This window comes from Photorhabdus tasmaniensis (assembly GCF_011189505.1).
Taxonomy (GTDB): Bacteria; Pseudomonadota; Gammaproteobacteria; order Enterobacterales; family Enterobacteriaceae; genus Photorhabdus; species Photorhabdus tasmaniensis.
Map to the genome: position 1 here is coordinate 85,378 of NZ_PUJU01000008.1, position 13,843 is coordinate 99,220.

The following is a 13,843-nucleotide window of genomic DNA, read 5'->3' on the forward strand; positions in this document are numbered from 1 at the left end:
ATGGTTGTCATCCAAGAAGTGAACCTGAAATAGAAACCTGTTAAAACCTAATAAAAAAGTAGTCACTATGTCAAAACTTAAAATAGCCGTGGTTGGCGGCGGAAATATTGGTTCCAGTCTTGCTTTTGATTGTGCTCTGCGGGGGCATGATGTGGTTGTTATTGAAAAAGACACTCTTTCTTGCGAACAGAGCCGGGCGCGCATCACGGAAACCGCCGGTTACGCTCCTTTGTTCAGCCCGCTAGCTAAAGGAAAAGCACTTGAGGAGATGCTGTCCAACATCATCTGGTCTCAAGATTTGCAATCCTTGTCCGATTGTGCATTTGTGGTGGAAAACATCACGGAAAATATAGAGCTTAAGCAGTCGTTATATGCGCGAATGTCTGAGTTTATCGCGCCAGATACAGTGCTGGCGGCGAACACTTCCTGCATTCCTATCACAAAACTGGGTTCGTACCATAAAACGCCCTCTCAGGTGATTGGCGTGCATTTTATGAATCCGGTTTATCTTAAGCATACCGTAGAGGTTATCGTCGGTCTGAACACTTCCGAACAAACCAAAGATCGGTGTCTGGAAATCTTGGGTATGCTGGGTAAAAAAGCCGTTGTGGTGAAGGACGGTCCTGGCTTTGTCTCTAACCGGATTTCCCATTTATTTATGAATGAAGCAGCTTTCACCATACAGGACGGCGTAGCTCAACCTGCGGACGTGGACGCCATATTTAAAGAGTGCTTCGGTCATAAAATGGGGCCGCTTGAAACGGCGGATCTGATTGGCATTGACACGGTAGTAAATTCCCTTGATGTGCTCTACCAGATGTTTCAGGATTCAAAATATCGGGTTTGCCCACTGATGCGGACAATGGTCGATGCAGGTCATTTGGGACGTAAATCCGGCAGGGGTTTTTACACCTATTAAATCCTTGGCGATCAGGTAATCACTTTAAATACAGTGCTCCTGACAGCGGGGGGCATTTAATGAGTTAAATAATCAGCCAATTATAGGGAAAGCAATATTAAATATATTCGGAGACGGCTCTCAGAAAAAAGTAAAAATTGATATTCCAGATGTAAATAATACCTTTGAGTTCTCTGCTCCGTTAAAAGAAAAGAATTCCCTGATGATATGACACGACCACATGATTCCACCAGCGGTGCATTTCGGGAAGCTGATGTGAGGACACTGTTTCTTGTTAGAGAAGTTGGAACATCGTATGCCGCAGACTTCGATTCATCACGGGTGACGCGTTTAGCAAGCGAACCCGTCCTCACAACATCGCATTTAACTACGTAGTGAGAGCAGCAAAATGACAGCACAAAAATACTCTTTAGAACCTGAAGTAGTGGTTTTGGGAAAAGATGGAGGAGGAGAATAGTTTTCAGATGTTAAATGTAAACTTTGAATATATTTTCGACTACGAAATATTGAAATACTTATTGCTGCTAATTATATAAAACAGTTAATCTTATAAGAAATAGGAATGCCGCATTATTATTTTCATGAACTAGACTTTGATTGGTATGAATTGCATAGGCAGTGTTTTTTCAATAACTTAATATGCTTATTACATAGGAATATTATTTAATTTAAGAGGAATGTATGAGCAATAAAAATAATTTTAAAGCTTTATCTATTAATGCTAATCCGTGGCTGTTGCCCTATTTTTCAGTAAAAGCTGTAAATTATTCAACTGGAACAGAATGGTTAGCGGATTCTAGTTTTATAGGAGTGTCAAGACCACGAAACATAGCATTTAACTATATTGTAAGGGCAGCATAATGAATATATCTGTACTTGAAGAAATCCCGGTAGGAATACCACTTCCTTGGCCGACTAACATACCACCAAATGGGTGGGCGAAATGTAATGGCGCTATCTTTGATAAATCTTTATATCCAAAATTAGCGGAAGCTTATCCTAGTGGCATATTACCCGATTTACGGGGTGAATTTATTCGTGGCTGGGATGATGGGCGTGGGGTGGACGTTAATCGATATCTACTTTCCAATCAACTGGCAGATATTGCTCCACATAGTCACAGGATTGGTCGGATGTGGTCCAACTCAAATGCTGGAGCCGAGGGTTTGGGTACACCAAGCCGTATTCTCAATAGTGTCTACCAAAACGTTAACTACGGGATTGATTCTCGCGGACTAGGCATTGCTATCGGAATGGGATCGGGTGGTTTCGGTTATATGGATAATGCGGTTGCTGCTTCAACAGGAACAGAAACACGTCCGCGAAACGTAGCATTTAATTACATTGTGAGGGTTGCCTGATGAATAAGGCTGTACTGGATAAAAATAATATTGCTATCAGTACCGGAAGTATCATTGTGTTTAATTACGATGCGATTACGCTGGAATATTTAAACAGTACTGATGAGTATCTTCCTATTGGTGTCGGTCTTCCTGCTAATGCTTGCACAGATGCACCACCTGATATTAAGGAGGGATATGTCGCTTGCCGTTCATCTGATTTAACCCATTGGCTGATTGTACCCGATTACCGTGGAAAAACAGCTTACAACAAGCAGACACGTTTGCCGCAGGAAATTGCTGAAATCGGTGAGCTACCTGAAACCCTGACTTTCAAAAAACCTGTCACCGATTACGATAAGTGGGATGGTCAAGAGTGGGTAGTTGATAAAGACCTACTGAAATCCCATCAAATTGAAGAAGCCAAGCAGCAGAAAGCAACACTGCTACGACAAGCGAGTGAAATACTATCGTTACTCCAAGACTCTGTTGACCTGGAAATCTCGACAGAGTCCGAAGAAGCCGCTTTATTGGCATGGAAGAAATACCGGGTATTACTAAGTAGGGTAGATATTTCACAGGTTCCCGATGTTGAATGGCCGGAGGTACCGGAATGATAAACAGGATCATTGTGGCTCTGATTGCTGTTGATAATTTGTTAATAGATAGCCGCAGTGGATGAATGTTTGTTCAATTTTGAAAGAACATATTTTGAAATTATATTCTGAATGTGATCTAAATCGATAAAAAAGCTGCCTGACGGTGGTTTCGGACTACTGACAAACCTCGTTTAAAAGAACGGGGTTTGTTTCTTTCATGATGAAAAATGTAGCAGCGGGAGTTGCAGGAAGAGATGGAAGGAATAAAAGAAAAATAGTTTTCAGATGTTTAATATAAATCTCTGGATATATTTTTGACTCCAAAATGTTGAGCTACTTATTGCCGTAATTATATAAAAACAGTTAACCTTGTAATTAATAAGGATACTGCATTATTATTTTTCTGAACTAGACTTTGATTGTCGTGAATTACAGAGGATTATTTTTACAATAATTCAATATATTGATTATAACATCATTTAATTTAAGGGATGTATATGAGTCACAAGAATGACTTTAAGGCTTTTTCTATTAATGATAATGCGAATGTAGTGAGTCAGGAAAAATATGAAGAAAGTGAACGTTTGTCAACTGGATTTCCACCAAATGATGTTCCCACACACTTGTTAAATAAAGTATTACGTCAAGCGTCAACGATATCATCTGTCGTGGCTGATTTTATTGCGACACGATCTGGTAATGATGTTCTGGATGATGGAAACATAGTCAAACTCACTGCTCAATTAAATAAAGCGTTAGAGCAAAAAATTACAACAGATATTCCCAGTGCTTCATTAACACAAAAAGGTGTTGTTCAACTTACCAATGTGATTGGCAATAGCGACATATTGGCGGTTACACAAAAGCTTGTTCAGGAAGTAATAAATTCATTACGTGAGTATACCCGCGAAGAGATAGATAACCGGATTAAAACAGCCAATGAAATTCCTATCGGTTCTCCTATTCCGTGGCCGCTACCCCACCCACCTATTGGTTATTTCACTTGTAATGGTTCAGCTTTTAATAAATTACAGTACCCGAAATTAGCGGAAGCTTATCCTGATGGTAGGTTGCCTGATTTAAGAGGTGAGTTTATCCGGGGATGGGATGATGGAAGAGGGGTGGATTCATCTCGTTCATTATTGTCATGGCAAGAAGGGTCTTATTTAGCACAAGAAGTTAATAATCCGCCTGATAATGTTGTTAGTCTCTCGCTAAATAATAAAGAAAAATTGAACTGGGATGTTCCTACCGGGAATATTCAATTACGTGTACGAGCGGTAACAGCAGTGGCAACTTGGATTGCGGATGCAAATTTTGTTGGTGTTACTCGCCCTCGTAACATTGCCTTTAATTACATAGTGAGAGCAGCATAATGACAGAACAAAAATACTCTTTAGAACATGAAACAGCCGTATTGGGTAAAGATGGCTTAGCTATTCAGGCAGGATAGATAAAGGTTTATCACTCTAATCAAATCACACGAGAATTCACGAGCTCTGATATCGAATATGTCATGCTTGGTGTCAGCCTATCAGCCGGTGCTTATTCTGATGCTCCTGAGTTACCGAAATCTGATGATGAGGTCGTTTGTCGTAGTGTTTCATTTGCCTGCTGTAACAGTGCTGCTTGCTGTTGCTTGGCTTCATCAATCTGATGCGATTTGAGAAGGTCTTTATCTACTACCCATTCTTTACCGTTCCACTTGTCAAAATCGGTGGGCGGTTTTTTGAATGTGAGTGTGTCGGGCAATTCCCCGATTTCAGATATCTCAGTAGCCGCGCGGGCTTGCGTGTCGTAAGCCGTTTTCCCACGGTAGTCAGGTAAGATTTCCCAACAGAGTTAACACTGTCTCTATTGCAAGACTCAGTTGACTTAGAAGTTGCGACAGACTCAGAGAAAGCCGCTCTACTTGAGTGGAAGAAATACCGGGTATTACTCACTCGTGTAGATACTTCACAAGCACCTAATGTCGAGTGGCCGGAAGTGCCGAAATAAGACAAAAGCCGGGTGACCGGCTTTATATAAATGGCAGAGGTGCCGAAGTGAAAATATAGCGAAAAAATATAGTGAACGAATAGTGAAATGTGATTTGTGTCATAAAAAAGCCACCTTGCGGTGGCCTTTTCTTTTCCCTAACTCACTGTTTTACAGCAAGTTTTTATTTGGTGCCCAGAGCGGGACTTGAACCCGCACAGCCTTACAGCCGAGGGATTTTAAAAACCATCAACACATTTTATAAAACAATAAGTTAAGTAAAATCATTTGGTTATATTTTCTCTATGCGTATTAATATGAAACTATGTAGTGCGTTGTCGCCATTTGAAATTAGTCATTTTCAATTTGATCGTAGGGGTTAAGTGTTAAGGCAAAATCAAGGTGGTCTGGGGCGAAGTGTGCGTAACGCATAGTCATGTTAATTGTGCTATGACCTAATATGCGTTGTAGAACTAAAATATTGCCACCATTCATCATAAAATGGCTGGCGAATGTGTGTCGTAGAACATGCGTTAATTGACCATCGGGTAAATCAATACATGCTTTCTTTACCGCTGTTTCGAATACGTCATAACAGTTTGAAAATAACGCTCCACGTTTTTTTGGTAGACGGTCATATAACCTTTGGGATATCGGGATGGTTCTGTTTTTACCGCCCTTTGTTTTCGTAAAGGTGACTCGATATTTCATCAATTGTGATTGCTTTAAGCTTTGAGCTTCTCCCCAGCGTGCCCCAGTTGCCAAACAAACACGCACAACATGGCCGAGATCTTTGTTACTGGAATTATCACAAGCAACTAATAAGCGCTTAATATCTCCGGCATATAAAAATGCCAGTTCCTGCTCCGACTCTTTAAATTGTCGGATACCATTAAGCGGGTTTTTTCCTTCCCACTCTCCTAGGCGGGTCAATTCAGAAAAGACGGCATGTAAGTATGATTGCTCCCTGTTTACTGTAGATTGACTGGGAGACTTGCGTCCTTTTGAATTCCATTTACCATTTAATCTGTCTTCACGATAAACGGCAAACATATTCTTATCAAAATCAGTAGCCAGTGGATCATTTAATCGCTCACATGCAGCATCTAACTTTGCTTTACGTGCTGTACCATCCCGTAGAGTTTTGCCATGCAGTTCATACCATCGACTAACCAAGTCGCTTAACTTTTGTGTATTCTCGACGGAAATATTTAATGATTCTTTGGGGGTAATACGACGCTCAAATGAAAGTGCTTCGCCTTTTGTTGCAAACTGTTTTCTTACTCGCTTTCCGTTTCGTCCATTTAAGTAACATTCACAAATCCATTTGCCAGATTGTAATTTTCTTACTGCCATAGAAATTTCCTAGAAATACGCGTACAAAGCAATAACATAAGAAAGTAATTACCCTAATTTTCTTAAATTTAAGTTAACTGTTTTTATCCTACATCTTTATTTGGTTTTGATTGAGCGAACGAATCGCCAACCGCCTGTATGTTTAAGCGCGCCGCACTATTCATAGCGCGGTAATTTTCTATTAACTTTTGCTCCTCATTTGTTATGTTTGTTTGAGGGGTACGCCTCCCTGTAAGCACATATGAGATATCTATACCAAATTTCTCGCCAAGAAGAGTAATTGTTACTGCATCAGGCATTGTTTCTCCTCTCTCATACTTTCCCCAAGTGCGCGTAGAGATACCAAAAACAGATGCTATGGCCTCTTGGCTATTACCTGTTTTTTCCCTTTCTTCGCGCAATCTAGAACCGATAAGGAACAATAATTCCTCTTTTTTTGTTGACATAAGAATAAATCTTCCTTAGATTGTGTTGTACAGGAACTTAATGGATCACAATATATCATTATGAATATGAAACAAGTCAAGCATGTTCAACGATCAAGTATTCCTAGAGGGGTTGTATCGAAAAATCCCATACCAATGCGTCTCTCCCCTGATGAGCGCCAGAAATTGGAAATGCTTGCAGAGAAAGAAAGTCGCTCAATCTCAAGCATGGCAAGAATCGTTCATCTTGCTGGGATGGCAGCTATTGAACTTGAACGAACTAAAAACGGAGATGAAATTGTATGTCAAGCATCACAATAAATATCAGTGTTCCTGTTCCGTATGTATCAATTGATGAGTATTCACGTTTGACTGGTATTCCTGTTTGTACGTGCCGTGGAATGGTTGGAGACGGTCGAATTATTATTAGGCCAAAGCAACAATCAAAAGAAAAAATCGAAGTAAATTTAATAGCAATGTTGAAAGACGCTATTAAAAATAGCTGAGGTGATAATGATGAATCACACAAATCTCATTCTAAAACCGGTCAGAAATCACATAGAGAGTTACGGCGCTTTTGCAATTATCCGGCTGCCGAGAAATAAGATTAATCAAACAACATGTTACCAAATTAATGATGGCGAATATTCTTACGGCAAGTTTAATTCAAAAGAACAAGCCATGAGCCAAATTAGGCAGTTATATAGGAGCAGACAATGAATGGCACGTATAAAACAAAGTATAAAGTAGGGGATACCGTTATTCATGGTACCCGCCTTGTTTACTCAGCGCAACGTTTAACAACTGATTCAACATTGCCAGAATCAAAATCATTATCACACATTGAACGCGCCGATCTTCATTTAACCATCGTGCGCCGAATAACAGATGTCCTGCAATATGCGGGAGACAACACCCCGTTATCTCTTTCTGATGTGACTGCAATCTTTGAATCATTCATGAAGATCAGCACGGGTGAAAATTATAAGCTTGTTAATATAGAGGGTTAATAATATGTCTACTATGTCAAAACATCCATTTGCTAAATTAATGGCTGAATATGCACAAGATGCAATTGAATCGCGTAAACCGTGGTTGCTGTGGCAGGTATCATATGACAGCGGCAAAATGTGGCATGATCTTTACGCCCATCCGCAATGGGTTGTCGGCTGGGAATATCGCCGTAAACCCGAACCGGTAGAATCAGATGCAAGTAAAAAACATGTGCACGCACAATTGATGATGCAATATGCACAAGATGCTATGAAGTCTGATGAACCGTGGAAGAGGTGGGAACGATTTCATGCAGTCAGCTGGGAGCAATGCAAACATAGTCCTGCCTGGAACACAAAATTTAAATATCGTCGCAAACCAGAAATAATCACTGTCGGTTCTGTGAGTTTTCTAAAGCCAATAAGTGAAGCCCCTGCTCTCAACACTTTATGTTATGTTGTTGCTATACGCAGTAATATTAATATTCATAGCATTACATGGCATAACGGTTCACCGATGTTTAGAAATTTCTTAAAGCAAGGCCTTATTCATTTAACAGAAGATGCCGCTCAGCAACATTTAGAAGCGTTAATTAAGATAAATAAGGGAGAATTCTAATGAACTCATTAGAAAAGATGTCGCACAAGTATAAGTTGACGGGTGCTGATTTTAAATCACCAAAGCCGACAGACGGTTTATTTTATCCGTTCGTTCTGTTGTGTGTTGCATCAGCGATTATTTTCTTACTGAAATAAACTTTCCTATATTTTACATGGGGGAATTATGGCAAATACAGAAGCATTCCGTTTTGCTGAAATGGCAATGGGAAGCCGGGCTGATGCACTTAACAAGTTATCAGCAATACGATGTCAGCACTTCGGAGAGAATGAAAAAGCATTAAGTGAGTTTATTTCATTAATGCGGGATAAGTGGGAGTGGCCCGGCAGCTTCGTATTTAACAGACAAGTTCTTGTTGCTATTTTCAATCTCGCTAATATTCCCGAAGAGCGACATGACATTAGCTTTAATGAATTCACTCATGATGAGAAAAAATCATTAGTACGAACCATTAATCACTTGAAAGTCGTGGCTAGCATATTTCCGGACCGATTATCTATGCCACGTTAATTGATGATTAATTTTAATGGCGTAAACCCGCCCGGCCTTTTATTACCTGAATAAAGGAAAATCAAAATGAAAAATATCGAAAAGAGAAATATAAAAGTAGGTGGAACAGTTCCAAAATATAAAGAAAGCACTTTGTTAGAATTGCTCAACGCCGCACGCACAGACGAGCGGCAATGCTGCGCGGCTCGCTTCTCTGCCCGTCTTGTCAAACTCTCAACACGCATTCTGAAGCATAAGCTTGATTATGCCAATGCTTCTCTGTTGTTAACCGACGAAGCGCGGGAAATCGAACGTCAGTCGGAGGAATGGAATTATGTCTGATTCTATTGATATCGCTGAGAAGCATATCGCGGCAATTTTAGAGCGCCAGATCAAGGCTGTTACTAGCCGTTATATTAGCGTTTCAGCCTTTGAGTGTGAAGATTGTAGCAATTCTATTTCAGAAGAACGCAGGAAAGCTGTGGCTGGGGTCACTCGCTGTATGACATGCCAGTCAATTCTTGAACTTAAAAATAAACATTACAAGAGTGTGTGAGGGGAATATTATGAATAAAACTGTTCTGAAATGGGCCGGCAGCAAAGCCCGCATTATTGATAAGTTGCTGCCTCACTTGCCCGCAGGGAAAAGGTTTGTAGAACCATTCGCGGGTTCCTGTGCTGTCATGATGAATACCGATTATGACGAGTATTTAATTGCTGATATTAATTCAGACTTGATTAATATGTATCAGCAAATTAAAGATAATGTTGAATTATTTATAGAATTCTCACGAGATTTTTTTAAGTTCTATAATGATGAGCATGGCTTTTATCTGTTGAGAGACAAGTTTAACTCAGCGTTACCAAAATGTCGTTCCTCGCTTATTCGTGCTGTCTGGTTTTTATATCTGAATCGTCATTGCTTCAATGGTTTATGCAGATATAACAAAAGTGGTCATTTCAATACGCCATTCGGTAAATATAAATCGGTGTATTTTCCGGAAAATGAAATTCGTGCGTTTGCTGAAAAAGCGCAGCGAGCAACGTTTATTTGCACTGATTGGAAAGAGACATTGCAGCTTGTCAAAGCTGATGATGTTGTCTATTGCGATCCGCCCTATCTTGATAAATTCACCGGCTACTACAGTAATCATTTCAGCGTCAGTGAACAGCATGAATTAACTGATGCGTTAATCATATTACATAACGAATCGGGTAATCCTATTGTTGTATCAAACAGTATGGAAGCAAAAGGTATTTATAAAGATTTTGATATTACAGAAATTACAGCTCAACGTTCTATTGCTGCATCAAGCAATAGCAGAAAACCTGCGGCAGAAATTATTGCCAGTCTGTTGATAGAGGTGGCTAATGATTGATATCCGGTGTCATGCAGATAGTACCATCAATGTTATCTCTGTTTCAGGCGGTAAAGATTCTTTAGCTCAGTGGCTGTTGGCTATTGAAAACGGCATAAATCATATTGCTGTATTCGCAGATACAGGGCATGAACACCCACAAACTATGGAATATTTGGATTATCTGGAAAACCGACTAGGCAAAATCCAACGGGTACGCGCAAATTTTTCGAATCAAATAAATGCTAAACGGGAGTTTATCAAGACACGTTGGCCTATCAGTCTGGTCACAGAATGTGGAATGACTGAGGCACAGGCAGAAAATCGCATCATTGCTGCACTCAAGGTCTTGTTTCCTACCAATAACCCGTTTCTTGATCTGTGCATGTTAAAAGGACGCTTCCCATCAACCAAGGCACGGTTTTGTACATTCGAACTAAAGCATAAACCTATTGCCGAGCAAATTATTCAACCTCTGCTCTCTCTATTTGACGAAGTTATTTCATGGCAGGGTGTTAGAGCGCAAGAGTCGCCAGCGCGTGCGGATTTACCTGTTTGGGAATCGGATATTGATGATACTGCGGGACTATCTGTTTATCGCCCGATCCTGTCATGGACGCATGAGCAAGTTTTTGCATTGGCGAAAAAGCACGGCATTAAACCTAATCCTTTATATCAGCAAGGCTGCTCCCGGGTTGGGTGTATGCCGTGCATCCATGTCCGTAAATCTGAACTGGCGGAGATATTCGTTCGTTTCCCTGATGAGATTGCTCGTGTCGCACGATGGGAACGCATGGTTGCGGCTTGTTCCCGCCGCGGCAACTCAACCTTTTTTCCTTCCCATCAAGACCCCGTAAAACGGGAACGCCGCATTGAGTGCGTCACTTTGGAATCCCACGGTATTGAAACATACCGTGACTGGGCGATGACTTCTAGGGGGGGGCGTCAGTTTGATTTATTGGCCGAAGAAAATTTACATCAGGCGTGTAGTTCTGTTTATGCTGGGGTGTGTGAGTGAGTATGCAATGTGAATGGGCGTTTCCGTGGAATGAACCTCGTCCGGCGATAGCGTCACCTTATCTTGATGATGTTTTGTCATCAAAGGGTGAAATGACGTCCGAGCATCCACATGTGAAAAAGTATCTCACCCGCTTAATCGAGCGGGATTTACTGCACAGCCAGGTCTTAACGCCCGCTCAACAAGAATCTCGCCGCCTATTTGCTTTGCAAGAGAAACAGGCTTATGAAGAAAGCCACCACTCGTGGCAGGAAACTGCCGCGGGTGTTGAGTCTTACTTAAACGAACAGCCGCATTTTATTAAATCGTATTTTCAGAAAAAAATAATCTGGCTGCGAAAAAATCGCGGTATTAAACACAGCAATGCATTTTTATTGGGAACAGTTAAGAGTGCATTGCTGCGTTTAGATGCGGTTAGCGAAAAGCAAGGCGTCAAGCCTTACTGTGAACTCGCTGCTTATTATCAGGGTGTTTACCGCCATCTCGCGGAAATGAATAAGCGCCGGATTAAGTCGCTGGCGAATGAAATTGCGGCACGCGTCAATGAGATGTTTTGTACTGAAACCGAAGACGAAAACGGCAATACGGCAGAGATATCTCATGATGATTTCCTGTTGATCTATCGCAATATTGCCGCAGAAGTCTATTCTTTGCATATTACCCCGCCGCTGCTATCGCCGTTTTCTGCAATGGCAAGGATGATTGATGCAAAGTGGTGGGAGCGTCAGCTCTGGCGTCTGCGCTGTGACTGGCGAGAAAGTCAGTTACGCGCCGCAAATCAGGTGAATAAAAAGGCCCATCCCTACTTAAGTTACGAAGCGGTATCAGACTGGCAGGAACAACGTCGCCGCAATACTGAGTTCTTTAAAGCGCACGATTTGGTTGACGAAGCCGGTAACGTGGTTTCGTTAGAAAGCATGGTTTATGCAAGCATCAGTAATCCGGTTTTGCGTCGCCATGAATTGATGAACAGAATGCAGGGCATTGAATTTGTCGCACAAGAGCGTGGCGACGTTGGCGTTTTTTATACCATCACTTGCCCGTCAAAGTATCACGCCAATAATCACAGCGGCCACGCCAATCCCAAGTGGGATCATTCAACACCGGTTCAGGCACAACGCTATTTACGCAAAGTGTGGGCCAATATTGGTTCAAAACTGGATCGAGACGGATTGCGGATTTATGGCTTCCGGGTTGTTGAGCCGCATCATGACAGTACCCCGCATTGGCATTTATTGCTGTTTATGCGCCCGGATGAGCGTAAAGCTATTACGGATATTATGCGTAGCTATGCCATCAAAGAAGACCGGCAAGAACTGGGTAAACGAACAAGCGCCCGGTTTACCGCAAAGAAACTCGATCCGAAGAAAGGCAGTGCCACTGCTTACGTGGCTAAGTATATTTCGAAAAATATCGACGGTTACGCACTTGACGGAGAGCGCGATAAAGAAACGGGTAAGCCACTAAAAGAGACGGCCAAATTCGCTATGGCGTGGGCGTCACGTTATCGCATTCGTCAGTACCAGGCTATCGGTACTCCACCTATTACTGTCTGGCGTGAACTGAGAAAACTCAGCAATCAATTGACATCAGTATTAAAAATTTCGGGTGAGTTTAAGCGCGGGCAGGCACTGTTAAGCGATCCGCTAATGGATGCAGTCACTGCTGCCGCCGACGCGGGGTGCTTTGCAACATATATTATGAAACAAGGCGGCGTGCTAATCCCGCGTAAAGATTACGCGGTTCATCTTGCGTATCAGCAAAATGATGAACCCAACGCTTATGGTGAAAACGTCGATAAGATTTATGGTATTTATTCGCCACGGTTGGGCGAAGATTCACGCGTATGTACCCGGGTTACAAAATGGAAAATTGTTTCTAAGAAGAATATTAATCACAACGCCGACGCTGATTCGGGTTCAGTAGGTTTGTCTTTTGGGTCTTTGTCTTTTAGCGGCCCCGCCGCCCCTTGGAGTTCTGTCAATAACTCTCCGGTGGTTCAAAATTCAAACAAAATTAAGCGAGAAATTGACAGACATTACGATGATCTATTGGTGAATGAATTTCATCAAAACTACCCGATGATGCATTTTGATGAAAAAGTGAAACGGATTTATGAGTCGGCAGCACTCAATAACATCGAAATGGACGATTTTTTAGCCCGCTCATTACTTAATGGGGGAAGTATCATCATTCGTGATCAATATTATTCTTTATCTATGTTTGGTTATTTGCAGAGAGAAACCAAACAACATAGAAAAAGCGTAAAAGCAATCATGAATAGGTTAAAAGACATTGGTCACAATGCGTTGTTGTAAATTACTTAACATGATGAGGTAAAAATGAAACACTTAATGATTCATATCAACTGGGAGCACCCTGCGGTACGCGCTGAAGTGATGAAACATATTGAGCAGTTTGCTCATCTAAAACCGGGTGACTGAAACTAAAAAACCCGCATTTTAGCGGGTTTTGTTCATTTACACCGGCTGCCTTTGCAGCAGATCCAGGGCCATTTGTTTTTCTTCCGGTCGTAGCCGTTCAAGCAGGGTTTTGACCAGTTGATTACCCGTTAACCCGCTGGGGCTTAGTGTATGTGAATAAGTGGCATTGAAGACAAAAGTGTGACCGCATTCAACTTCGGTGCAGGCACAATAGAGATCGGCCACTTTTTTATCTTTCCACTCTGTTTTTCTGATGATGGCGGGGGCATGACATTCCGGGCAATGGATTTTAAATACGCGCATATTT

At 41.5% G+C, this 13,843-nt stretch carries 18 protein-coding genes and 2 pseudogenes; 16 read left to right on the top strand and 4 right to left on the bottom strand.

The annotated features are described in order from the left end of the window. Positions 1 to 67: 67 nt before the first annotated feature. The 5 genes and pseudogenes from C5471_RS05295 to C5471_RS05315 all read left to right on the top strand — a co-directional run bounded on the left by C5471_RS05295 (position 68) and on the right by C5471_RS05315 (position 4,234). Positions 68 to 919, top strand: coding sequence for a 3-hydroxyacyl-CoA dehydrogenase family protein (locus C5471_RS05295; protein WP_133815757.1), 852 nt, complete (start codon positions 68 to 70; stop codon positions 917 to 919). A gap of 681 nt (positions 920 to 1,600) precedes the next feature. After that, positions 1,601 to 1,780, top strand: a complete 180-nt coding sequence (locus tag C5471_RS23910; RefSeq protein ID WP_207627213.1) for a hypothetical protein — start codon at positions 1,601 to 1,603, stop codon at positions 1,778 to 1,780. Positions 1,781 to 1,803: 23 nt separating this feature from the next. After that, a pseudogene (locus C5471_RS05305) lies at positions 1,804 to 2,280 on the top strand (phage tail protein); the annotation flags it as partial. Further along, positions 2,280 to 2,876: a tail fiber assembly protein gene (locus C5471_RS05310; RefSeq protein ID WP_133815755.1), complete on the top strand. Its 597-nt coding sequence runs from the start codon at positions 2,280 to 2,282 to the stop codon at positions 2,874 to 2,876. The pseudogene C5471_RS05305 and the gene C5471_RS05310, both read left to right, overlap by 1 nt. A 479-nt stretch (positions 2,877 to 3,355) precedes the next feature. Beyond that, positions 3,356 to 4,234, top strand: a complete 879-nt coding sequence (locus C5471_RS05315) for a tail fiber protein (protein ID WP_133815754.1) — start codon at positions 3,356 to 3,358, stop codon at positions 4,232 to 4,234. A gap of 169 nt (positions 4,235 to 4,403) precedes the next feature. Here C5471_RS05315 and C5471_RS05320 read toward each other — a convergent pair whose 3' ends face one another. Next, positions 4,404 to 4,688, bottom strand: a complete 285-nt coding sequence (locus C5471_RS05320; protein ID WP_339959204.1) for a tail fiber assembly protein — start codon at positions 4,686 to 4,688, stop codon at positions 4,404 to 4,406. A 27-nt stretch (positions 4,689 to 4,715) separates the two neighbouring features. Here C5471_RS05320 and C5471_RS05325 point away from each other — a divergent pair. Beyond that, positions 4,716 to 4,856: pseudogene (locus C5471_RS05325) on the top strand (tail fiber assembly protein); the annotation flags it as partial. A gap of 330 nt (positions 4,857 to 5,186) precedes the next feature. On the opposite strand, the gene C5471_RS05330 reads toward C5471_RS05325, so the two are convergent. Together C5471_RS05330 and C5471_RS05335 are read right to left on the bottom strand one after the other, a co-directional pair. Then, positions 5,187 to 6,191, bottom strand: coding sequence for a phage integrase (locus C5471_RS05330; RefSeq protein WP_133815752.1), 1,005 nt, complete (start codon positions 6,189 to 6,191; stop codon positions 5,187 to 5,189). 83 nt (positions 6,192 to 6,274) lie between these two features. Continuing rightward, positions 6,275 to 6,637, bottom strand: a complete 363-nt coding sequence (locus C5471_RS05335; protein WP_133815751.1) for a helix-turn-helix domain-containing protein — start codon at positions 6,635 to 6,637, stop codon at positions 6,275 to 6,277. A 60-nt stretch (positions 6,638 to 6,697) separates the two neighbouring features. On the opposite strand from C5471_RS05335, the gene C5471_RS05340 reads away from it, so the two are divergent. The 10 genes from C5471_RS05340 to C5471_RS05385 all read left to right on the top strand — a co-directional run bounded on the left by C5471_RS05340 (position 6,698) and on the right by C5471_RS05385 (position 13,410). Next, a complete protein-coding gene (locus tag C5471_RS05340; RefSeq protein WP_242688581.1) occupies positions 6,698 to 6,937 on the top strand; it encodes a hypothetical protein in 240 nt (79 codons plus the stop codon). Beyond that, a complete protein-coding gene (locus C5471_RS05345; protein WP_133815750.1) occupies positions 6,919 to 7,122 on the top strand; it encodes a DNA-binding protein in 204 nt (67 codons plus the stop codon). Before C5471_RS05340 ends, C5471_RS05345 begins: the two co-directional genes overlap by 19 nt. Positions 7,123 to 7,332: 210 nt before the next feature. Further along, positions 7,333 to 7,626, top strand: a complete 294-nt coding sequence (locus C5471_RS05350; RefSeq protein ID WP_133815749.1) for a hypothetical protein — start codon at positions 7,333 to 7,335, stop codon at positions 7,624 to 7,626. A 13-nt stretch (positions 7,627 to 7,639) separates the two neighbouring features. Further along, positions 7,640 to 8,227 carry a hypothetical protein gene (locus tag C5471_RS05355; RefSeq protein ID WP_133815748.1) on the top strand — a complete coding sequence of 196 codons (588 nt, stop codon included), beginning with the start codon at positions 7,640 to 7,642 and terminating at the stop codon, positions 8,225 to 8,227. A 165-nt stretch (positions 8,228 to 8,392) separates the two neighbouring features. After that, on the top strand, positions 8,393 to 8,737 hold the full coding sequence (locus tag C5471_RS05360) for a DUF5347 family protein (protein ID WP_133815747.1): 345 nt from the start codon (positions 8,393 to 8,395) through the stop codon (positions 8,735 to 8,737). Between the two features lie 66 nt (positions 8,738 to 8,803). After that, on the top strand, positions 8,804 to 9,058 hold the full coding sequence (locus C5471_RS05365; protein ID WP_133815746.1) for a DUF2732 family protein: 255 nt from the start codon (positions 8,804 to 8,806) through the stop codon (positions 9,056 to 9,058). Continuing rightward, the gene (locus tag C5471_RS05370) at positions 9,051 to 9,272 is read left to right on the top strand and encodes a TraR/DksA family transcriptional regulator (RefSeq protein WP_133815745.1); all 222 of its coding nucleotides are present in this window, start codon (positions 9,051 to 9,053) and stop codon (positions 9,270 to 9,272) included. The genes C5471_RS05365 and C5471_RS05370 overlap by 8 nt, the downstream gene beginning before the upstream one ends. A 10-nt stretch (positions 9,273 to 9,282) precedes the next feature. After that, the gene (locus C5471_RS05375; protein WP_207627215.1) at positions 9,283 to 10,095 is read left to right on the top strand and encodes a DNA adenine methylase; all 813 of its coding nucleotides are present in this window, start codon (positions 9,283 to 9,285) and stop codon (positions 10,093 to 10,095) included. Beyond that, positions 10,088 to 11,092, top strand: a complete 1,005-nt coding sequence (locus tag C5471_RS05380; RefSeq protein ID WP_133815744.1) for a phosphoadenosine phosphosulfate reductase domain-containing protein — start codon at positions 10,088 to 10,090, stop codon at positions 11,090 to 11,092. Before C5471_RS05375 ends, C5471_RS05380 begins: the two co-directional genes overlap by 8 nt. Positions 11,093 to 11,094: 2 nt before the next feature. Next, positions 11,095 to 13,410 carry a replication endonuclease gene (locus C5471_RS05385; protein WP_133815982.1) on the top strand — a complete coding sequence of 772 codons (2,316 nt, stop codon included), beginning with the start codon at positions 11,095 to 11,097 and terminating at the stop codon, positions 13,408 to 13,410. Between the two features lie 162 nt (positions 13,411 to 13,572). Here C5471_RS05385 and C5471_RS05390 read toward each other — a convergent pair whose 3' ends face one another. Continuing rightward, positions 13,573 to 13,839 (bottom strand): Ogr/Delta-like zinc finger protein, encoded by a 267-nt coding sequence (locus C5471_RS05390; RefSeq protein WP_133815743.1) that lies wholly within the window; start codon positions 13,837 to 13,839, stop codon positions 13,573 to 13,575. Positions 13,840 to 13,843 lie beyond the last annotated feature (4 nt).

Excerpts from the sequence above, each read along its gene's own strand:
- C5471_RS05295 (WP_133815757.1), top strand. The coding sequence starts at position 68 with ATGTCAAAACTTAAAATAGCCGTGGTTGGCGGCGGAAATATTGGTTCC.
- C5471_RS23910 (WP_207627213.1), top strand. The coding sequence starts at position 1,601 with ATGAGCAATAAAAATAATTTTAAAGCTTTATCTATTAATGCTAATCCG.
- C5471_RS05310 (WP_133815755.1), top strand. The coding sequence starts at position 2,280 with ATGAATAAGGCTGTACTGGATAAAAATAATATTGCTATCAGTACCGGA.
- C5471_RS05315 (WP_133815754.1), top strand. The coding sequence starts at position 3,356 with ATGAGTCACAAGAATGACTTTAAGGCTTTTTCTATTAATGATAATGCG.
- C5471_RS05330 (WP_133815752.1), bottom strand. The coding sequence starts at position 6,191 with ATGGCAGTAAGAAAATTACAATCTGGCAAATGGATTTGTGAATGTTAC.
- C5471_RS05335 (WP_133815751.1), bottom strand. The coding sequence starts at position 6,637 with ATGTCAACAAAAAAAGAGGAATTATTGTTCCTTATCGGTTCTAGATTG.
- C5471_RS05340 (WP_242688581.1), top strand. The coding sequence starts at position 6,698 with ATGAATATGAAACAAGTCAAGCATGTTCAACGATCAAGTATTCCTAGA.
- C5471_RS05345 (WP_133815750.1), top strand. The coding sequence starts at position 6,919 with ATGTCAAGCATCACAATAAATATCAGTGTTCCTGTTCCGTATGTATCA.
- C5471_RS05350 (WP_133815749.1), top strand. The coding sequence starts at position 7,333 with ATGAATGGCACGTATAAAACAAAGTATAAAGTAGGGGATACCGTTATT.
- C5471_RS05355 (WP_133815748.1), top strand. The coding sequence starts at position 7,640 with ATGTCAAAACATCCATTTGCTAAATTAATGGCTGAATATGCACAAGAT.
- C5471_RS05360 (WP_133815747.1), top strand. The coding sequence starts at position 8,393 with ATGGCAAATACAGAAGCATTCCGTTTTGCTGAAATGGCAATGGGAAGC.
- C5471_RS05365 (WP_133815746.1), top strand. The coding sequence starts at position 8,804 with ATGAAAAATATCGAAAAGAGAAATATAAAAGTAGGTGGAACAGTTCCA.
- C5471_RS05370 (WP_133815745.1), top strand. The coding sequence starts at position 9,051 with ATGTCTGATTCTATTGATATCGCTGAGAAGCATATCGCGGCAATTTTA.
- C5471_RS05375 (WP_207627215.1), top strand. The coding sequence starts at position 9,283 with ATGAATAAAACTGTTCTGAAATGGGCCGGCAGCAAAGCCCGCATTATT.
- C5471_RS05380 (WP_133815744.1), top strand. The coding sequence starts at position 10,088 with ATGATTGATATCCGGTGTCATGCAGATAGTACCATCAATGTTATCTCT.
- C5471_RS05385 (WP_133815982.1), top strand. The coding sequence starts at position 11,095 with ATGCAATGTGAATGGGCGTTTCCGTGGAATGAACCTCGTCCGGCGATA.
- C5471_RS05390 (WP_133815743.1), bottom strand. The coding sequence starts at position 13,839 with ATGCGCGTATTTAAAATCCATTGCCCGGAATGTCATGCCCCCGCCATC.